20 protein-coding genes are annotated in these 18,641 nt (G+C 45.5%); 16 read left to right on the top strand and 4 right to left on the bottom strand.

Features of this window, described 5'->3' with window-relative positions:
• Positions 1 to 146 precede the first annotated feature (146 nt).
• The 4 genes from QUB33_RS03165 (at position 147) to QUB33_RS03150 (ending at position 3,785) form a co-directional block, all read left to right on the top strand.
• Entirely contained in the window at positions 147 to 1,469 is a 1,323-nt protein-coding gene (locus QUB33_RS03165) for a 3-isopropylmalate dehydratase large subunit (RefSeq protein ID WP_333077709.1), read from the top strand.
• Positions 1,470 to 1,884: 415 nt separating this feature from the next.
• Complete coding sequence (locus QUB33_RS03160; RefSeq protein ID WP_333347095.1) at positions 1,885 to 2,187, top strand: hypothetical protein; 303 nt, start codon at positions 1,885 to 1,887, stop codon at positions 2,185 to 2,187.
• A gap of 128 nt (positions 2,188 to 2,315) precedes the next feature.
• On the top strand, positions 2,316 to 3,074 hold the full coding sequence (locus tag QUB33_RS03155) for a DNA-binding protein (RefSeq protein ID WP_333347093.1): 759 nt from the start codon (positions 2,316 to 2,318) through the stop codon (positions 3,072 to 3,074).
• 222 nt (positions 3,075 to 3,296) lie between these two features.
• Positions 3,297 to 3,785 carry a gluconokinase gene (locus QUB33_RS03150; protein WP_333347141.1) on the top strand — a complete coding sequence of 163 codons (489 nt, stop codon included), beginning with the start codon at positions 3,297 to 3,299 and terminating at the stop codon, positions 3,783 to 3,785.
• A 222-nt stretch (positions 3,786 to 4,007) separates the two neighbouring features.
• On the opposite strand, the gene QUB33_RS03145 is transcribed toward QUB33_RS03150, so the two are convergent.
• Positions 4,008 to 4,985, bottom strand: coding sequence for a carbohydrate kinase (locus QUB33_RS03145; protein ID WP_333347090.1), 978 nt, complete (start codon positions 4,983 to 4,985; stop codon positions 4,008 to 4,010).
• A 219-nt stretch (positions 4,986 to 5,204) separates the two neighbouring features.
• Here QUB33_RS03145 and QUB33_RS03140 point away from each other — a divergent pair, with 219 nt between their 5' ends.
• The 8 genes from QUB33_RS03140 (at position 5,205) to QUB33_RS03105 (ending at position 10,967) form a co-directional block, all read left to right on the top strand.
• Positions 5,205 to 5,396, top strand: coding sequence for a hypothetical protein (locus tag QUB33_RS03140; RefSeq protein WP_333347087.1), 192 nt, complete (start codon positions 5,205 to 5,207; stop codon positions 5,394 to 5,396).
• Between the two features lie 31 nt (positions 5,397 to 5,427).
• Complete coding sequence (locus QUB33_RS03135; protein ID WP_006633901.1) at positions 5,428 to 5,703, top strand: photosynthetic electron transport-dependent transcriptional regulator PedR; 276 nt, start codon at positions 5,428 to 5,430, stop codon at positions 5,701 to 5,703.
• A 34-nt stretch (positions 5,704 to 5,737) separates the two neighbouring features.
• On the top strand, positions 5,738 to 6,019 hold the full coding sequence (locus QUB33_RS03130) for a hypothetical protein (protein WP_190661939.1): 282 nt from the start codon (positions 5,738 to 5,740) through the stop codon (positions 6,017 to 6,019).
• A 109-nt stretch (positions 6,020 to 6,128) separates the two neighbouring features.
• On the top strand, positions 6,129 to 7,403 hold the full coding sequence (hisS, locus tag QUB33_RS03125) for a histidine--tRNA ligase (RefSeq protein WP_333347084.1): 1,275 nt from the start codon (positions 6,129 to 6,131) through the stop codon (positions 7,401 to 7,403).
• Between the two features lie 138 nt (positions 7,404 to 7,541).
• On the top strand, positions 7,542 to 8,291 hold the full coding sequence (locus QUB33_RS03120; RefSeq protein WP_333347081.1) for a Uma2 family endonuclease: 750 nt from the start codon (positions 7,542 to 7,544) through the stop codon (positions 8,289 to 8,291).
• Positions 8,292 to 8,387: 96 nt separating this feature from the next.
• The gene (locus tag QUB33_RS03115; protein ID WP_333347078.1) at positions 8,388 to 9,521 is read left to right on the top strand and encodes a DNA cytosine methyltransferase; all 1,134 of its coding nucleotides are present in this window, start codon (positions 8,388 to 8,390) and stop codon (positions 9,519 to 9,521) included.
• A gap of 145 nt (positions 9,522 to 9,666) precedes the next feature.
• Positions 9,667 to 10,179: a deaminase domain-containing protein gene (locus tag QUB33_RS03110; protein ID WP_333347075.1), complete on the top strand. Its 513-nt coding sequence runs from the start codon at positions 9,667 to 9,669 to the stop codon at positions 10,177 to 10,179.
• Positions 10,180 to 10,319: 140 nt separating this feature from the next.
• On the top strand, positions 10,320 to 10,967 hold the full coding sequence (locus tag QUB33_RS03105) for a hypothetical protein (protein ID WP_333347072.1): 648 nt from the start codon (positions 10,320 to 10,322) through the stop codon (positions 10,965 to 10,967).
• Positions 10,968 to 10,993: 26 nt separating this feature from the next.
• Here QUB33_RS03105 and QUB33_RS03100 read toward each other — a convergent pair whose 3' ends face one another.
• Positions 10,994 to 12,208 carry a class I SAM-dependent methyltransferase gene (locus QUB33_RS03100; protein WP_333347069.1) on the bottom strand — a complete coding sequence of 405 codons (1,215 nt, stop codon included), beginning with the start codon at positions 12,206 to 12,208 and terminating at the stop codon, positions 10,994 to 10,996.
• Positions 12,209 to 12,425: 217 nt separating this feature from the next.
• Entirely contained in the window at positions 12,426 to 13,610 is a 1,185-nt protein-coding gene (locus QUB33_RS03095) for an NAD(P)H-quinone oxidoreductase subunit H (RefSeq protein WP_333347066.1), read from the bottom strand.
• Between the two features lie 58 nt (positions 13,611 to 13,668).
• On the opposite strand from QUB33_RS03095, the gene rsmH reads away from it, so the two are divergent.
• The 4 genes from rsmH to QUB33_RS03075 all read left to right on the top strand — a co-directional run bounded on the left by rsmH (position 13,669) and on the right by QUB33_RS03075 (position 17,996).
• Positions 13,669 to 14,571 carry a 16S rRNA (cytosine(1402)-N(4))-methyltransferase RsmH gene (gene rsmH, locus QUB33_RS03090; RefSeq protein WP_333347063.1) on the top strand — a complete coding sequence of 301 codons (903 nt, stop codon included), beginning with the start codon at positions 13,669 to 13,671 and terminating at the stop codon, positions 14,569 to 14,571.
• A 568-nt stretch (positions 14,572 to 15,139) separates the two neighbouring features.
• Complete coding sequence (locus tag QUB33_RS03085; protein WP_333169350.1) at positions 15,140 to 16,813, top strand: SpoIIE family protein phosphatase; 1,674 nt, start codon at positions 15,140 to 15,142, stop codon at positions 16,811 to 16,813.
• A 496-nt stretch (positions 16,814 to 17,309) separates the two neighbouring features.
• Positions 17,310 to 17,732, top strand: a complete 423-nt coding sequence (locus QUB33_RS03080; protein ID WP_006633914.1) for an ATP-binding protein — start codon at positions 17,310 to 17,312, stop codon at positions 17,730 to 17,732.
• 135 nt (positions 17,733 to 17,867) lie between these two features.
• Positions 17,868 to 17,996, top strand: coding sequence for a hypothetical protein (locus QUB33_RS03075; RefSeq protein ID WP_333347060.1), 129 nt, complete (start codon positions 17,868 to 17,870; stop codon positions 17,994 to 17,996).
• 90 nt (positions 17,997 to 18,086) lie between these two features.
• Here QUB33_RS03075 and QUB33_RS03070 read toward each other — a convergent pair whose 3' ends face one another.
• Positions 18,087 to 18,512 carry a nuclear transport factor 2 family protein gene (locus QUB33_RS03070; RefSeq protein WP_333347056.1) on the bottom strand — a complete coding sequence of 142 codons (426 nt, stop codon included), beginning with the start codon at positions 18,510 to 18,512 and terminating at the stop codon, positions 18,087 to 18,089.
• Positions 18,513 to 18,641: the final 129 nt, after the last annotated feature.

Raw genomic sequence — 18,641 nt, 5'->3', positions numbered from 1 at the left:
ACAATTGAAAACTGCTATAAAGCTGGACAGTTCCCTAAAGTTGGAAGTACATCCGAAACATTTTCCGGCCTCAGTATCTTGGGTAACAGGGAATGTTTCGCTTACAATACACTATGTAGCATCTAATAAAAAAGAGCGATCGAACTATGGGAATGACTCTGACCGAAAAAATATTAGCCAAAGCATCAGGGCGCACTAAAGTCGAGCCCGGAGAAAATATCTGGGTAGAAACAGATGTGTTGATGACCCACGATGTCTGCGGACCCGGCACCATCGGCGTTTTCAAACGCGAATTCGGTGAGAATGCGAAAGTCTGGAACCCAGACAAAATCGTCCTCATTCCCGACCACTACATTTTCACCAACGACGAACGCGCTAACCGCAACGTCGATATTCTCCGCGATTTTGCCAAAGAACAGGGGATAAAATACTTTTACGACATCACGGATCGATCGGACTTCAAAGCAAATCCCGACTATAAAGGAGTTTGCCACATCGCCCTAGCACAAGAAGGCCACACCCGGCCCGGCGAAGTGCTCTTTGGCACAGATTCCCACACCTGTAATGCCGGCGCTTTCGGACAATTTGCCACCGGTATCGGCAATACAGACGCGGCTTTTATCATGGGAACCGGCAAACTGTTAATCAAAGTTCCCGCAACCATGCGCTTTGTGTTCAACGGTGAACTGCCGGATTATTTGTTAGCAAAAGACCTGATTTTGCAGATTATTGGTGATATTAGCGTTGCCGGTGCTAACTACCGGACAATGGAATTTGCCGGCGATACAGTTGAGCGTTTGACGATGGAAGAACGGATGACGCTGTGCAATATGGTGATTGAAGCTGGTGGTAAAAACGGCACGGTTGCGCCGGACAAAACTACGTTTGATTACGTTACTTCGCGGACTGATAAACCCTTCGATTCATTTTACAGCGATGGGGATGCTAAATTTTATAGCGATCGCACCTACGATGTCAGCAAATTAGAACCTGTCGTCGCCAAACCCCACTCCCCGGACAACCGCGACTTAGCCCGCAATTGCCGCGATGTCAAGATCGATCGAGTTTACATCGGTTCCTGCACCGGCGGCAAAACCTCCGACTTTCTGAATGCCGCCCGCATTCTGAAAGGAAATCAAGTCAAAGTTCCGACTTATTTAGTACCAGCAACTCAGAAAGTTTACGAAGATTTGTTTGTCACAAAATACGAAGGTCAAACGCTTTCGGAAATTTTCTTAGCCGCAGGCTGCATCGAGCCCGCAGCACCTTCTTGCGCCGCTTGTTTGGGTGGTCCGAAAGACACTTTTGGGCGGATGAACGAACCAGAAATTTGTGTATCTACAACTAACCGCAATTTCCCCGGCCGCATGGGGAATAAAGAAGCGCAAGTTTATCTGGCTTCGCCTTATACGGCGGCGGCTTCTGCCCTGACTGGGTATGTCACCGATCCGCGCGAATTCCTGTGTTAGAAAGTAGCTGATGTAAGGTACTCTGCGGCGCACCCGGAGGCCCCTGGAAGGTGCGCTGCAGAGTACCCTACGAGATGAATGTAAGGTATGCTTCGGCGCACCCGCAAAAATGAGTGTAAAATGACCTATAAAAAAGTAGGATGACGATATTAATGCCAAACTATCGCCGATTTTAGCTTCCTGGTGGAAGTTTATCCCTAACGCTTGTTACCTAGAATCGCACACCGCTATTGTTCGATTCAGAAAATGTCTTGCGACTCCGCACTGCTGTATGGGCGGTTAAATCAGAATAACCTTTGGAAATTATTGGGCAGTTGTAATGCCAGACTACATTCATTTTTTGTGAAAATTACCTCCTAATCATACTCCCCATCGCAAGCATATTGGAGAGATAAAAGTTATATTTACACAATTTTTGCGAGGTCAAGGAACTTGGGTTCAAAATATCTCGTTTTCTGGTCGCCAAAATCGAGAAAGCGATGTTTGGGATCGGCGCTTTTGGGGATATCCTATTTGCAAACAAGATGATTTTGGACGGCATTTAAACTATATTCACTACAATCCTGTTAAGTACAGTTTAAGTTATTGTCCGCATTTGTGGTATTATTTTAGCTTTAGCTTCTGGTTAAAAAAGATGTTTATTCAGTTGATTGGTGCTGCTGTCGTCCTGGCAGAAAGCCAAAAATACCAAATTTTGATGCCATTTCCTATAGACTAAGAGAATACATTCACAGGGCTTACGTAAAAATTGGTTTGACAGGCTACTTATAGCGGTAAGGCGCGCCGCCGAGCGCGACCCTATCATTGGGTAAGGTGTGCACTGCTTGAATTGACAGGAGATTTGTTTTGAAAACACTATTTTTGGCTTGGCAAAGCCCGTGCAGCGGTTCTTGGTTTCCGATTGGTCGATTGACATTTAACGGTAAAGAATATCAGTTCAACTATACAAATGGTGTCCTAGAAGCTAAACTTAAGTGCGGGTTTCAACCCTTGCCATCTTTCCCGAATTTCAATAAGGTTTACACTTCACAGAAAGTGTTTTCGTTGTTTTCTAATCGAGTGATGTCGCGATCGCGCCCTGACTACCCTGAATTTGTACAGTGGTTGAATATCCCTGAACACGAACATGACCCAATTGCTTTATTGGCGCGCAGCGGAGGCAAACGGGCAACTGATAAATTTGAGGTGTTCCCTTGTCCCGAACCAGATGAAAATGGACGTTACTGTATCCATTTTTTTGCGGATGGACTGCGATACCTATCAAAGTCGGCAATTGAACGGATTAATCGGCTTCAAGTGGGCGAATTTTTGTACTTAGCCCACGAATTTCAAAATCCGGGCGTTTCCCGTCTCCTTCTGTGTACTAAAGATCACTGGATTGTCGGCTATTGTCAGCGCTATCTTGTGGAGGATATTTTTGAAATTATGTCGCAGCACCCAGAAGTGGTTCGCGTAGAAGTCGATCGCCTCAATCAACCCCCAGCGCCGCTACAGTTTCGCTTGCTGTGCAAGATTACCGTCGATGGGCGAGACTTTCGCCCCTTCTCCAGTGCGATGTACCAGTCGGTTAGCAGTGATATTTTAGCTGCAAGTGCGATCGGATAATCAGCAACAATAAGTAAAATTCTCATCACAAAGTTAGGAAAGAACCCAAGTTAATAATTGTGAATTCCTTAGACCCACTCGGGAATAAAATTGCTCTAGAATTAGAAATAGACTGGGTTTGTTGAAGTGTTTATAATTGTATGATTCATCGAACCACTTAAGAAACCCGGTTTCTCGATCGCACAACTCGATCAAATTGCAAGTATTCGGTAAATAAACGTGATGATTACAATCGTGATGGGAGTCTCAGGTTCTGGCAAAACTACTGTTGGCAAGTTGCTGGCGCAATCTCTCAACTGGGATTTCAGCGATGCCGACGATTTTCACCCATCAGCTAATATCGAGAAAATGAGTCGCGGCATTCCTTTAGAAGATGCGGATCGCCTTCCTTGGCTATTACAATTGCAAGCGGCAATAGACAGGTGGCTGTTAGAAAATAAAAATGTGGTTTTGGCTTGTTCTGCTTTAAAAGCATCTTACCGCGAAATGCTCTGCCGCGACCAACAGCGGATGAAAATTGTTTATCTCAAATGTTCTTTTCAGCTATTGGCAGCCCGGTTAACAAGTCGCGAAAATCACTACATGAAAGCAGACTTGTTGTTAAGTCAGTTAGACACTCTCGAAGAACCAGAAGATGCAATTATCATAGATGCTTCGCAACCGCTAGAGGTAATCTTGCGCCAAATTAGAAATCATCTGAAGTGCGGTTAATCGCCCACAATAAAACCTCTAATACCCAATCTCGCTTAAATACTTGTTTATTTTTTAGTCCCTGTCAGCTAGGACGAAAGTTGGTATAGTAGGGATTCCAAACGCCGAGTCTTATCGAAGCTTTGTAACGGGGGTTTAGTATAAGAATTATTTTTTTTCAGCTTCCGGGTTTGTGAAACAAATTTAGTCCCCTCTCCGTTTCCGGGGGAGAGGTGTGGCGTGCTAATGTTTGTACAAATACAAGAAAGCTTCTACTTCAGCAGCGGTTGGTTGAGCTTTAATTGCCCCGGGTTTCATCGCTGTCATCGAACCTACCGCATTCGCATAAGTTACAACTTTTTTTGTTATTTCTGGATCGGCTAAACTCTTAATTCCCACCTTGCACAATTGGCTGACAAAACCAGCCAGAAATGCGTCGCCGGCACCATTTGTATCCTCAACATCTACTTTAAAGGCGGGGATTTTTCCTTCATTTTCCGACATACAATAGGCGCAACCTTTCTCGCCCGCAGTCACCACAACGCCTTCTACGGAATCGAGGCGGTAGGTAATAGCTCCAGCGTCGCTAGTGTCAAACAACCATTCGGCTTCTTCCTCAGATAACTTGACAAAATCAACTTTTTTTAATAGTTTTCTAATGTGCGCTTTTGCTTCGTCTGGATTTGACCAAAACACCGGACGCCAATTGATGTCAAGTATAATTTTAACGTCGTACTGTTCTGCTAGTTCGATCGCTCTGGCGATCGCCTCTCGACTCTCAGGATAAGCTAATTCTAAAGTGCCTAGCACTAAAAAATCCGCATTTTCAAACAGCACCTCGGGTAGTTGTGCAGCGAGGAGGTGGGTGTCGGCAAAATCCGCAGTATCGAATTCGCCAAAACCGGCAAAAGATCGATCGCCCGCTTCATTCCGCAAGACATAAACTTGCCGCGTCGGCGCACTCGGATGGCGCTGCACTCCAGCGATATCAACCCCTAATTCTTGCAATACCTCCACTAGGGAATCCCCCAATTCATCCTCACCTACAGCACCGATAAATCCCGCCGCCGTCCCCAATTTAACCAAAGCACAGGCAACATTAGCAGGAGCACCACCGGGATATGCCGTCCAAGATTCTACCTCTTCGAGAGATAGTCCTGGTTGGTCTGCTAAACAATCAAATAAAACTTCACCCAGACACAGAACGCGAGGATAAGTCATAGAAATTTTAGATTTGAGATGTGAGATTTTAGACCAGCAGTAGACAGGTCAATAATGATTTTTAACCCATCCCAGAAAAATTGCAAGCTATTTTTTTATGGCTGATCCTATAATATCAGACTTATTGATACTGGCAGTTACTCGCTCAACGCACAAGTGCAGTGCGGGCGTATCAGTTGTTTTACCTGAAAACATCTGCGGGTTTGACCCGGATGTCAGATGGGCGTAGGTAAAGGCAGCATCCGCCACCCGACGCACAAGCAGTGCAAGTGGCTGTGCGTCTTGCTGTGTCAGCGCGAGGTTGACACTCCTGGCGATTCTGGAAGCGAGTTGGTGCTTCGGGCCCGAAATAGTAGCACAGCAAATTTAATTTTCTCTTCATACTCGATCCCTCATCCTTTAGAATTGTAGATAGGTAAATATGCAGACATAGGAAAAGTTTATGAGTGGGATTGTCTCTGGGACCCCTGTCACCCTGTCGGACAGAGAATTGCAAGTGGTAGAGTTAGTAGCGGCGGGATTGACTAATGAGAAAATCGCCGAAAAGTTAGAGATTAGCAAGCGTACTGTTGACAACCACATTAGCAATATCTTGAATAAGACGCGCGCTGACAATCGAGTTACGCTTGTACGCTGGGCGTTGCAGTGGGGAAAGGTATGTTTGGACAATATTAACTGCTGCCCTTTACCGCGGCCCATCGATAAAGAAGTATCTTAATTAGGGGATCAGGTTGGGTACAGGCAAAGAAATGATGCAAACGGCACAAGAAAAACAACTCCGCTATCAAATTCAAAGCCCTGGATTGCCGCTGGCGGTGTATCGCGAAGTGGCGGTCCATTTGCGTCAAGTTGAAGGGGTGCAAACCGGTTTAATTCCGCAGCAGTCGCAGCGGTTTGATTACGGCGACAGCCAAATTGGGGGTTTGTGGATACAGTATCCTGAAGGGTTCGATTTGGCAGGTCGCCAGCGGGTCGATCGCATTTTGGCTTATTATGGCGATCGTTACGGAGCGTGGGAATTATTAAGTCATTAGTTATTGGAAATTGTTAGGTGTTGACTGTTGACTGTTGACTGTTGACTAACAACTAATAACTACTGACTAATGACTACTGACTAATAACTACTGACAACTGACTAACAAAATGAGTGCAATTAAAACTTTACCGGGAACGCGGGATATTTTGCCCGCTGAAATTCAATATTGGCAAAATATAGAAGAAGTCGCTAGAACTATTTTAAAAAAAGCGGCTTATCGAGAAATTCGGACGCCAATTTTTGAACAGACATCTTTATTTGAACGCGGCATCGGCGAAGCTACCGATGTTGTAGGCAAAGAAATGTACACTTTTAAGGATAAGGGCGATCGATCGACTACTTTGCGTCCAGAAGGCACCGCCGGAGTAGTGCGAGCTTTTATTCAAAACAGTTTGTACGCAGCAGGAGACGTGCAGCGCCTGTGGTATGCGGGGCCGATGTTTCGCTACGAACGCGCGCAAGAGGGAAGACAGCGGCAGTTCAATCAAATTGGCGTGGAAGTCTTGGGGAGTGCGAATCCTCGTGCGGATGTCGAGGTAATTGCGATCGCCTGCGACATCCTGCAAACCCTCGGTTTAAAAAATTTGCGCCTCGATATTAATTCTGTCGGAAATAAGCAAGACAGACAAAATTATCGGCAAGCTTTGATAGATTATTTTACACCGCACAAAGACGAATTAGACGCGGATTCTCAAGATCGCTTGACTCGAAACCCGCTGCGGATTTTGGACAGCAAAAATCAGCGCACTCAAGAAATTGTAGCTGGTGCGCCGAGTATTTTGGACTATTTGGGAGAGGAATCGCGATCGCACTTCGAGCAAGTGCAGCAAATGCTCAAAAACTTAGGAATTAGCTATCAGTTAAATCCCAGATTAGTGCGCGGTTTAGACTACTATACCTACACCGCATTTGAAATTATCTCCGACGATTTGGGAGCGCAAGCAACAGTTTGCGGAGGCGGCCGCTACGACGGTTTAGTAAAGGAATTGGGCGGACCCGATACGGCGGCAGTCGGCTGGGCAATGGGTATCGAAAGGTTGATTATCCTGCTGCAAAAGTTGCAACCTTTGCCAGTCCAAAAATTGGATTTTTATTTGGTATCCAGGGGCGAAAAAGCAGAACAGCAATCCGTATTGTTAGCTCAAAAATTGCGAAGTGCTGGGTTTAGTGTAGAGATAGATTTGAGCGCCAGTGCTTTTGGGAAACAGTTTAAAAGAGCCGATAGAAGCGGTGCGGTTGGGTGTTTAGTTTTGGGAGATGCGGAAGCTGAGAACGAGACGGTACAATTGAAGTGGTTGGCGAGTGGTGAACAAAGTGCGATCGGGCAATCAGAACTACTAGCAATGACCACCGAACTACAGCAGAAAATTAACAACCCTTAAAACTCTCGGTTCCTCGTTACCAGGCTCTGCCCGGTAACGCATATCCCGAGGCTCTGCCTCGTCATTAAGCCATTAACATTAATCCCAAAAACCAAGAGATATAATTTAAGCATTAAAACATTTAACCTCTGATAAACTATGTCTGTAGCAACTAAAAACCTAGAAACAAAACTCACAATCACCTGGCCGCTACTACCAGAAGATTTTCAACTACCAGACGACCCCGTAGAAGACGAAAGCCAACCATTATTAGCCGCCGCTTTGCGCCAGCCGCTAACAGCATTTCCCGAATTAATGCAGGATGCCTTAATTGTTTCCAACTTTGCCTTGTGTGCCGGAATTAGTTTCCCAGGTTCAACCAGCGACGAACAGCGTATTATCTGCAAAGCGCCAGATTGGATGTACGTGAAACCCGTCAATCCAAAAAATGTCTCTCAAGTACGCCGCAGTTACACGCCACACACAGAAGGAACCATCCCCCAAATCGTGATGGAGTTTCTTTCAGAAACCTATGGAGAAGAATACTCCGTTGAATTTACCTCGCGGGTGGGAAAGTGGTATTTTTACGAGCAAGTAATCAAAGTCCCCAGATACGTCATATTCCGAGCAAAAACAGCTCATTTAGAAGTTTACGCTTTAGAATCAGAGCACTACAACTTGCAAAAACCCGATGAAAACGGACGTTATTGGATACCGGGATTAGACTTATTTTTAGGAGTTTGGGAAGGAACCCACGAAGGGAGAACAGGCTGTTGGTTGAGATGGTGGGATGCAGAAGGCGAGTTGTTGCTGTGGTCGGAAGAAAGAGCCGATCGCGAAAGACTCCGCGCTGAAAGATTGGCCGAAAAACTTCGTCAAGCCGGGATCGAGTTAGATGATGAAGAGTGAAATATCAATTGATGAGTCGAGTTCGATCGTGTTTTGGTATGATGACACTCTTGTGGTGCGGGCATCCAGCCCGCCCTTGGCTAACTTTACACTCCTATGTTAATCGAACGTCGCCAGCCGATCGCCTGGACAAAAAAACCGCGACTCATATCCTTATTTTCTGGTTGCGGCGGCATGGATTTGCCATTCCACCAAGCCGGATTTGAGCTAGTTTGGGCGATCGACTCCAATCAATACGCCTGCAAAACATTCAGCAGAAACATTGCCGATGTCATCATCAACGACAGCATTGAAAATATAGACATTGCACAAGTTCCCGAAGCGGAAATATGTATAGGAGGGTTTCCCTGTCAAGATTTCTCCCTTATTTGGAAACGTCCCGGACTTGAAGGAACCAGAGGTAATTTATATACATACTTTCTCGATTTTGTCAATAAAAAAAAGCCCAAAGCTTTTGTAGCAGAAAATGTTAAAGGCTTATTAAGTGCTAATAATTATCAAGCAATAAAACAAATAATTTCTGACTTTGAAAGTATCGCTCCAGGCTACTTAGTTAAACCTAAACTTTACAACTTTGCTGATTACGGAGTTCCCCAATTTCGCCAAAGAGTGTTATTAGTTGGCATTCGGATGGATACAGGATTTAACTTTGTGCATCCTCAGCCAGAATACGGGCCAAATCGTAATAATCCCTATCGAACTGCGGGCGAAGCGCTCAAAAATGTGGAAGCAGTTCTTGACAATAACAAACATCATAAAATTCAATCCCGCACCGTGGAAATTTTAAATCGAATTAAACCGGGAGGCAATTTTTCTGATATTCCCAAGAATAGTCCATACTATGTCAAAGGCATGATCAGTCACGTTTATCGACGAATTCATCCAGATAAACCATCCTCAACAATCATTGCTGGTGGAGGTGGCGGAACCTGGGGTTATCATTATTTAGAACCGCGTTCTTTGACAAATCGTGAAAGAGCAAGATTGCAAACATTCCCCGATGATTTTGTTTTTGAAGGTTCTACCACTGAAGTGCGGCGGCAGATTGGCAATGCAGTGCCGCCGCAGGGAATTGCTGCTGTTGTTGAGGCTTTAATTCCGCTATTTAAGGGGGATTATATTAAAGTGGATTTATATGAAATGAGTAAAAAGTTGCAGGGGATGTCAATTCAACAACGATTAAAATGGGCTGAATCCGAGGGATTCCAGCAGAGTTTGCAGTTAACTTGAAAGTGTGGTATAATTAAAATACCTGAGTCAGACGAGGCTTTAAGCTTACGTCTAAGTCAGGTTATATATATTTTTATTTTTAAACTTAAAATTAAGTTAATCGCCTGAAAAAAAACTTAACTACAGGAAACCCCTATTTAATCGCGTGAAACAAAACTTAACTACAGGAAACCCCTATAGAAACACACCTCATTACGAAGATCCCCAAGACATACCTGAGAAGTATACGGACATCGTAGAGGAACTGCGGACTAAGGCTCAAGATGTTCGAGCGTTCTATATTAGAAAACTTACTTCTGGTAATTCTGCGGTTGCCATACTAGAACTAGAAACTGGCCGAGTTTATAGCGAAGAAGCTACCAGCAAGGCAGACCCTCTAAATATTCCAGGTGAAGAGGATGGGCCAAAGTTGTTTTTTGAGCCAAGGCTTGACAGAATAGCATCCTGCAACAACAAAGAACACGCTGAGTACAAGATTTTCAATGCACTTGCAGAACACTTGGAAAGGGATGATGTTTCTTTGGAGGTAGAAGGAATACTCTACCTCTACACTGAGAGAGAGATGTGTTCGGGTTGCAACATTACTTGTGATGAGGACTTTAAAATGAAGTTTCCGAATATTCAAGTGATTATCTTCTACAAGCAGCCATATCGTTAGAAGTACAGGATAGAAAGTCAGTAGAGCTTACCAGGGCTTTACTGGCTTCTCTGGGCAAGGTAGAATGGAGGTGATATAAAGCTGAATATTACCTTGCTCCTAGTTTACGATTAAGAAAAATACATTAAGGAGGGAAGTCAATGATACAGTTTGACAGAGGTCATTACACCGATTTCAAGTTGCCCAACAATTCATATATTCCAGAGCAATTACAACAAACACTTCATACAGTTTGGGACAGAAAGTATCGCGATTTATACGAAAGAGGTGGAAAGTGCAATGTAGAAGAAGCTTTTGTAGAAGTAATGACAGCCTTTGGAATGCCTAATGATCCAATATCCCATCAGCGATACGTCTATATGGCTTTTGGAATAGCATTAGCAGCCAAACCGACCATTAAACATTACTTTCCTGAAGAACACAAGGCTGATATCGTTCAAGGAATTGTATCTTGTTGGCTGAAGCATAGTTGTGAAATCCCAGAAAGTTGGGCAGATACCTTGTTTCCTAATATCAACAAAATCGGAAAATATCAAGCTACTGACGAAGCTTACAATATCTTTTACGGCTTGCTGCAAACACTCAATACGAAAACAGCTTATAATGCCATCTTAGATATTCTGTATGATGCGATTACTGGTGATGCCATTTGTGGTTTTACTGAAGCCAGACGAGATATGTTTAATTGGTGGCTGATCGAAGTAATTCCTGCTGCTTATTGTTTAAAGCTGCCATCTACTTTATATTCGGGAAAATGGGAATTTCCGCCGTTGAGTAAGCTTGCGTAATCGATATAAGCAAATCGATCGAATAACTAATCCGGCACTCTCAAACCCTTCAAGATTCTCCCCTTTTCCTCCTCCCTCAACCCCTTACACTGCACCAAAACCCCAAAACCCCCCAAACCCCTCGGATCGATCAACTGATGCAAAGCCTCCCGGCGCCGCAAAAACGTTGCCAAATCCAATGCTTCCGCATCATTTGTAGACAGAGAAGCAATACGATCGCCCAAACCCAACGCCATCAAAAACAAAGCCTGCTGAGTAAACCCTACCACATCCAAACCGCACAATTCACCCTGCCTTTCCAGCGCGGTAAAATTAACATGAGCCGTTAAATCCTGCCGCCCCACATTAATATAAGGATTATTGTGATATCGGTGCAGATAATAACACTGTAGCGTCCCTTCCCTGCGCCTCGGATTGTAATAGCGGTGCGCCGGATGGCCGTAATCAATAGTTAACAAATATCCCCGCTGCAACTTTTGAGCAACTGTACTCATCCAGTCCAAAGCCGCCAAATTCACCTCACTGCGATAACCATCCCCGTAAACACTCGCCGACAAATCGATGCTTACAAGATCCAAATATTCGGCAATTTTAGGCGTGGAAACTTCGCCAATTACTTCAATAAAATTTATCTCTTCTTGTTCATTTTTTGGGGTTTCTGCGGCAACGTAAATCTCCCTAAGTTGCCCTGATTCCAGAATGAATTGATGCACTGGCAAAGCATCCACTAACTCGTTAGAAAAGAAACAACCGACAATTGAATTATTAACTATCTCATCCCAATTGCACCACTTGACGCACTTAATATCACTTAATCTTTGGCGTTGTTCCGCTTGAAGTATTGGCGAAATTTCAACAATTATGTATGTTAAAGTTTTAAATAAGTCGGGATGTTGCCGTTGCAGATATTCCAGCACATTTACGGCGAAAGTTCCGCGCCCAGCGCCCATTTCTACGATCGCGAAATTGGAAGGGCGATCGAGAAATTCCCACATTTCCACAAACTGCTCTGCCAAAACCTCCGCAAAATCAGCACTCCAATGAGGCGACGTGATAAAATCGCCTTGTTTGCCGATCGACGGGCGATCGCCATTATAATAACCGTGCTGCGGATGATATAATGCCAAATCCATATATTCAGCAAAAGTAATACGCTGCTGGGGACTGGCGACAATTCTTTCGCAGATTAAAGCGCAGAGTTCCCAGTTGCTGTCATTGATATCTGATTGCTGAAATTTCATAATTTATCGAATCACAGTTGATGTTATTTCATTTGTGAAGGAGAGATTTTTTTTATTAACCGCAGAGGGCGCAGAGGGCACAGAGGAAGAGACAAGAGAGAAATAAGGTACATTTTAGCGACGTTCCGCGTTTATCCGCGTTCATCTGCGGTTGAAAAAAATTAACCCGGTTCCACAAAAAAACCGGGTTAAATTATCAGATAAAAACCGACAAAACCTACCTGTCAACCGACCCCATAATAATGTCGATACTTCCCAAAATTGCCACCAAATCCGCAATCTTCACACCGCGCACAATGTGAGGCAAAATCTGCAAATTATTAAAATCCGCAGTCCGAATCTTCCAGCGCCAGGGAAACACAGTATCATCCCCGATAATATAAATCCCCAACTCACCCTTGCCGCTTTCAACGCGGACATAATGTTCGCCCTTCGGAATCTTAAAAGTCGGCGCAACTTTTTTGCCAATAAACTGATAGTCAAAACCATTCCATTCAGATTTGGGCCCGCTTTCTAAGCGCTTGGCTTCCAAATTCTCGTAAGAGCCACCGGGGAGTCCTTTCAAGGCTTGATAGATAATCTTAACCGACTCGCGCATCTCGCGAATCCGCACCACATACCGGGCCAAACAATCGCCAGCAGCTTCGGTACAAACTTCCCAGTCGAAGTCGTCGTAACATTCGTAATGGTCAACTTTCCGCAAATCCCACTTAACGCCGGAAGCGCGCAACATGGGGCCCGAAAGTCCCCAGTTAATCGCTTCTTCGCGAGAAATAGTACCCAAGCCTTCAATCCGGCGGCGGAAGATTGGATTGTTGGTAATTAAACGTTCGTACTCGTCAATTTTGGGAATGAAATAATCGCAGTAATCTTCGCACTTATCTACCCAACCGTAGGGCAAATCCGCGGCAACTCCGCCGATGCGGAAATAGTTATTATTCACCATGCGATAACCTGTGGCTGCTTCCCACAAGTCCAAAATCATCTCGCGATCGCGCATAGTATAGAAAAAAGGAGTTTGCGCCCCCACGTCCGCCAAAAACGGCCCCAACCACAACAAATGGTTAGCAATCCGGTTCAACTCCAGCATGATTACCCGAATGTAACTCGCCCGTTTGGGGACAGCAATATTCGCCAACTTTTCCGGTGCATTTACTGTCACCGCTTCGTTAAACATCCCCTCCGCATAGTCCCAGCGGCTCACGTAGGGCACGTACATCACGTTGGTGCGATTTTCGGCAATTTTTTCCATCCCGCGGTGCAAATAGCCCAAAACAGGCTCGCAGTCAACTACGTCTTCCCCGTCCAGGGTGACAATTAACCGGAGTACCCCGTGCATGGAAGGGTGGTGCGGCCCCATGTTGAGCACCATCGGTTCGGTTCTAGTCTCAATTCTTGACATAATTAAATGAATTAATGATTACTGACTATTGTTGATTTTTGTTTGGCTGTTATAGATTATGAAGGATATCGAGCTCTGTGAGAAGGATACCCCTGGATCGGATGTCAGTATTGACACCTATCACGTTCCTGTTTTGGGTCAAGAATTAATTGCGGGTTTGGCTGTGCGTCCAGGCGGCCGCTATTTGGACGCTACGCTTGGGGGCGGCGGACATACGAGTTTGATTTTAGCTGCGGCGCCAGATGTTTCAGTGGTGGCGATCGACCGCGATGAACAAGCCATCCGTTTTTGCCAAGCCAGATTTGCCAACTCGCCCGTTGAGTTTTGGCACGGCAACTTTGCTGAATATCAGTCCTCAGAAGCCGAATTTGATGGTATCATAGCAGACTTGGGCGTCAGCTCTGCTCAGTTCGATACACCGGAACGAGGATTTAGTTTTCGCCACCCAGCTCAACTAGATATGCGTATGAACCAGCAGCAATCTTTGACGGCAGAAGAGATTATCAACCACTGGGAAGAAGTTAAACTAGCGGATATTATTTACAAGTACGGCGAGGAGCGGCTGTCGCGGCGCATCGCGAGGCGCATTGTGCAAGGGCGTCCTTTTCAAACTACAACAGAACTTGCAGGGGCGATCGCCTCCAGCTTCCCCCCCAAGCAGCGCAACGGCAGAATTCATCCAGCCACCCGCACCTTCCAAGCTTTAAGGATAGCTGTCAACTCCGAACTCGCTTCTTTAGATACTTTCCTCCACCAAGCGCCAAGGTGGTTAAAACCAGGTGGGAGAATCGGAATCATTACATTTCACAGTCTGGAAGACCGACCAGTCAAGCACCAACTCAGAGGAACACCCAATTTGCAGGTACTGACAAAAAAGCCGATCGGGCCACAATCCGAAGAAGTAGCTAGAAATCCCCGCTCTCGTTCTGCTAAGCTCAGACTGGCAGAAAGATTAACTTGATTCGGCAGTCGTAGTAATATGCTTGCTGCAAAAAGTTCAGAGATTAGGGGGACTTGAATGCAGCAATCAAGTGCGATTCGGCAAAGATGTAGGGAATAGCGCCAACAACCCACCACTAACCCTCCGGGTACAGTGCGGTTTGAAATACAGCCGGTGTTGACCAGACTTAGGTAGCAATACTTGCGTTAGTAGTAAGTGTTAAAATTCACACCGAGGACAGTGCCCAGCTAGTTAAGAACTCTGCAATCAGAGCATTAATTAGCCGTTTTGAATGCTGGTGTGTTTAGAAAAGTACCGACTGCTAACAAGGTCATTGCTCGTATCACAGCGTAAAAGCTGACTCGGGAATTTTCCCTATTGAAGCGGCCTACCGAGGCGGGTTACAGTATCGAAAGCCTCTCATCTGTTGTGCGAACAGATGGTGCGAAAGGAATGCTCACCTTGAGGTAAAACGGGTTTCTTTAACTCAACTTGACGTAACTGATATGTTGCATATATCCAGCCCCCCTTTTCCTCCCGCCACCTTGCTGATTACAGCTATGGTGGGGGTTTTCAAGGGGGAAGAAAGATGAGTCGGGGAGATGGAAGCAAGCTGAAACTGATGGTAGTCGATGACGAACCCGACAACTTGGATTTATTGTACCGGACGTTTCGACGCGACTTTCAGGTTTACAAAGCAGATAGCGCGCTCAGCGCCCTGGAAGTTCTAGACGAACAGGGCGAGATGGCGGTGATTATATCTGACCAGCGGATGCCAGAAATGAATGGCACCGAGTTTTTGGGGAAAACAGTCGAGCGATTTCCCGATACGATTCGGATTCTGCTAACGGGATACACCGATGTTGAAGATTTGGTTGAGGCCATCAACTCAGGTCAAGTTTTCAAATACATCACCAAACCGTGGAATCCAGAAGAACTCAAATTGGTGATCAATCAAGCCTCAGAAACTTACAAATACTACAAGCAGCGCAGCGTTGCACTGCGCCGCGCTTTACGCAAGGAATCTCTTTTCAATGAGGTAATGAGCGTCATTCGCGGGTCGCTAGATTACTCTAGTATGGTACAAACTATTGTTCAAACCGTAGGTCAAACTTTTGAGGCCAACTATTGTATGCTGCGGCCGGTAGAGAGCGATCGACTATTGCCGAGTACCTTCCCCTACCAAGCCCAAACCGACGATGCCAGTAGCTTTTCTTTTGATGAAAATTTGCTGGTTCAAGCTGTAGCCACCCGCCAAACTCAAGTGAACTCAAACAGTGGGGGGCATGGTAACTCGGTTGAGATTGCCGTGCCCCTGACTTACCAGCAAGAATTGCTGGCGGTACTGGCTTTGTCCCAGATTGGCGGCACTAACCCTTGGTCGGCAGAAGATATAGAGTTAATAGAAGGTGTAGCAGCTCAAGCTGCTCTGGCCCTGTCTCAAGCTAAGCTCTACCAGCGCACTCTGGATTTAGCCAAGCAGATGCAAAACGAGTTGGAAGTGGCTCGCCAAATCCAAACAAACTTGTTGCGCCAAAGTTGGCCGGATTTTGAAACTGTCAGGGTGCAAGCTTGCTGTTATCCCGCGCGGGAAGTTGGGGGCGACTTTTTTGAAGTTTACGTCCACTCCCAAGGGGATATTTGGATAGCGGTGGGAGATGTTTCGGGTAAGGGAGTTCCGGCTGCTCTATTTATGGCGAGCGCGATTTCGGTGATGCGGCGGGAACTTTCCCAAGAAGTTTCTCCAGAACCCGATCAAGTTATGCAGAACATGAATAGCAGTATGTCTGACGACCTGATCGGCAACAACCATTTTATTACAATGGTTGTAGCTCGTTACACTCCGTCAACGGGACACCTCGCGTTTGCTAATGCCGGTCACATTTACCCGATTGTTTGGTCTCACTCGGAGGTGAAAGCTCAAGCCGCTAGCGGTAAAACGCCAGCCGAGCCGAATTTCCTGAAAGCTCGTGGCATTCCCTTGGGGATACTACCAGTTTGGAGAGGGAAAGCAGGTACGATCGAATTAAAGTCAGGAGATGTATTTCTGCTGACGAGTGACGGAATTACTGAAGCGAGCGTGACCACTGAAGCGGTCGCAGGGGGTGTACCAACCCGTTCTATGCTACAACAAGAAGGGCTTTGGCAACTCTTGATTCAGGAACCTGGTTCTTTCAACTTGGACAATTTGTTGGCTCACATCCGAGCCGACAATCCCGTTCAGGAAGACGACCAAACCATACTCTCTCTGGAGGTTCTTTGAATCTGTCAGCGACTCCCGGCGCATAGTCGGGGGTGAGAGTCGAAAAAACTTAACCCCTGCTTGTTGACGGTTCATAGATTAGTCCTGCAAAGGACGGCGTTATCGTCAACAGTAAAAAACCTAGCCGGCGATGGCGCAGCTAGTTTCCTGAATCGCTTTCCTGGGGGATTAAACGCCTGTAAAAGGTTAACGTAGAAGGCATTCGTGAGAAAAAACCAACGCTTAAAAGCCAAGGATTGAAACACTGATTTTTTATACCTCGCTGCTTGCAGTCTCGGTATAATTATCAATTGTTAGTGGGCTTTAGGCCCATAACTAAAGTTTTCAAATATACTCTTAACCTCTGCCTTCTACCGAGTCATGAATGCCTGATTTTTAAACAGAAAAGGCTGGTATCCCCCCAGTAGCGACAAGTATTGAAGCCGAATCCATTCGGCGCATCGTGTTTCATACCTGGTGTGAAGACACAGGGTTTTCAAACTTACGGGATTTTTTTATGAATACTGAGCTTCATGTGCCAAGCGACTTGCGATTTTTAACAATTGTTGAAAATTGGTTGCTGAGCAGTTTGGAAGTAGAGCTAGGAGAGCACGTCGATTGGCCACGTCAGTCGAATCGTTTGCGCTTGGTGTTAGCAGAAGCCTATTCTAACGTGATCCGCCATGCTCACAAAGATCAACCCAATTTGCCCGTGTTAATTCGTTTGAATTTAAAAAATAGGGATATTGGTTTAGAAATTTGGGATTACGGTAAAGGTTACGAAATGGATACTTACAATCCCCCGAGGCCGGAAGCTAAACAGGAAAGCGGCTACGGCTGGCTGATTATGAGCAGACTTATGGATCGGGTGGACTACACTTTGCAAATAGACGGTCGCAACTGTCTAAAGTTGGAAGCGAGTTTGCCGGAAAAATCTTAATTAGTGCTTAGTCATTAGTCATGAGTGATTAGTGATTGGCAATGCACTTTTTGACTCGCTTGGGCTGTCTGTCGCACGCTGCGGTGACAGCCACTTTGTCGTTCCGTATAGTCGGTCCAACGCGAGACTGTAAGATTGTACGAATACAGTCCCGATCGCACAAATACCGAAGAAACGGAATTTTTATACCGTGAGTGGCACTTCACCAAAGATTTGCATAAAAACCCCGTTTCTGCCTCATTCTTGCCAGAAAAAGCCAATTAACCTGTCGATCGCACGATTGTAGCTATTACGTGCGATCGACAGGTCAAACCCAAATAGGCAATTTAAATGTGAAACAGCTTATCAAACATCTTATTTCTTCTGTGACCGCAGATTTAGCAATTCTTGGGGAGAAGCTAACAGTTTGACGGTGACAGAAAGGAGTTTTTGGTCAGAATTGAGCAAGAACAACCATCCGACGTTAACACCAAATGCGGAAGTTTGCACCCGGCCGCTGACCTGAACTTCTACCTTGCCATCTTCTAAAATTTGGCTGACACCTTGCTGCGGTTCGAGCTGCATTCCTCGTGCTTCTTTTTTGAGATAAGTGGCTATCGAGATGCTGCCAATAATTGGCTCTTCAAACGGCGCGTGCAGAACCCCATCATCGGCAAATAAATTAGCCGTCGCTTCAAAATCGCCCGCGTTTAAAGTTTCAAAATATTGCAGTATCCCTGGCATTGTGATGCCGGGAATCTTTATAGAGCTAGTTAAAATAGGTCGAGTTGTGGCGGTCATAAAACAAGTGATTTCAAATGAATGAGTATACTGTAATCATTCTCTTTGTCGCAGCAAATCCCTCAAAAGATATAAGTAAGGGTAGGAAAATAATTCTCCGAAAAAAGGAGGAGCCGGGAACCGGAGAGC

The sequence above is a fragment of the Microcoleus sp. B3-A4 genome, from assembly GCF_036705385.1.
GTDB lineage: Bacteria > Cyanobacteriota > Cyanobacteriia > Cyanobacteriales > Microcoleaceae > Microcoleus.
Note: the sequence above shows the minus strand (reverse complement) of the source record. Positions and strands in the feature narration are given on the sequence as shown.

Excerpts from the sequence above, each read along its gene's own strand:
- QUB33_RS03165 (WP_333077709.1), top strand. The coding sequence starts at position 147 with ATGGGAATGACTCTGACCGAAAAAATATTAGCCAAAGCATCAGGGCGC.
- QUB33_RS03150 (WP_333347141.1), top strand. The coding sequence starts at position 3,297 with ATGATTACAATCGTGATGGGAGTCTCAGGTTCTGGCAAAACTACTGTT.
- QUB33_RS03145 (WP_333347090.1), bottom strand. The coding sequence starts at position 4,985 with ATGACTTATCCTCGCGTTCTGTGTCTGGGTGAAGTTTTATTTGATTGT.
- QUB33_RS03140 (WP_333347087.1), top strand. The coding sequence starts at position 5,205 with ATGGGCGTAGGTAAAGGCAGCATCCGCCACCCGACGCACAAGCAGTGC.
- QUB33_RS03135 (WP_006633901.1), top strand. The coding sequence starts at position 5,428 with ATGAGTGGGATTGTCTCTGGGACCCCTGTCACCCTGTCGGACAGAGAA.
- QUB33_RS03130 (WP_190661939.1), top strand. The coding sequence starts at position 5,738 with ATGCAAACGGCACAAGAAAAACAACTCCGCTATCAAATTCAAAGCCCT.
- hisS (WP_333347084.1), top strand. The coding sequence starts at position 6,129 with ATGAGTGCAATTAAAACTTTACCGGGAACGCGGGATATTTTGCCCGCT.
- QUB33_RS03120 (WP_333347081.1), top strand. The coding sequence starts at position 7,542 with ATGTCTGTAGCAACTAAAAACCTAGAAACAAAACTCACAATCACCTGG.
- QUB33_RS03115 (WP_333347078.1), top strand. The coding sequence starts at position 8,388 with ATGTTAATCGAACGTCGCCAGCCGATCGCCTGGACAAAAAAACCGCGA.
- QUB33_RS03105 (WP_333347072.1), top strand. The coding sequence starts at position 10,320 with ATGATACAGTTTGACAGAGGTCATTACACCGATTTCAAGTTGCCCAAC.
- QUB33_RS03100 (WP_333347069.1), bottom strand. The coding sequence starts at position 12,208 with ATGAAATTTCAGCAATCAGATATCAATGACAGCAACTGGGAACTCTGC.
- QUB33_RS03095 (WP_333347066.1), bottom strand. The coding sequence starts at position 13,610 with ATGTCAAGAATTGAGACTAGAACCGAACCGATGGTGCTCAACATGGGG.
- rsmH (WP_333347063.1), top strand. The coding sequence starts at position 13,669 with ATGAAGGATATCGAGCTCTGTGAGAAGGATACCCCTGGATCGGATGTC.
- QUB33_RS03085 (WP_333169350.1), top strand. The coding sequence starts at position 15,140 with ATGAGTCGGGGAGATGGAAGCAAGCTGAAACTGATGGTAGTCGATGAC.
- QUB33_RS03080 (WP_006633914.1), top strand. The coding sequence starts at position 17,310 with ATGAATACTGAGCTTCATGTGCCAAGCGACTTGCGATTTTTAACAATT.
- QUB33_RS03070 (WP_333347056.1), bottom strand. The coding sequence starts at position 18,512 with ATGACCGCCACAACTCGACCTATTTTAACTAGCTCTATAAAGATTCCC.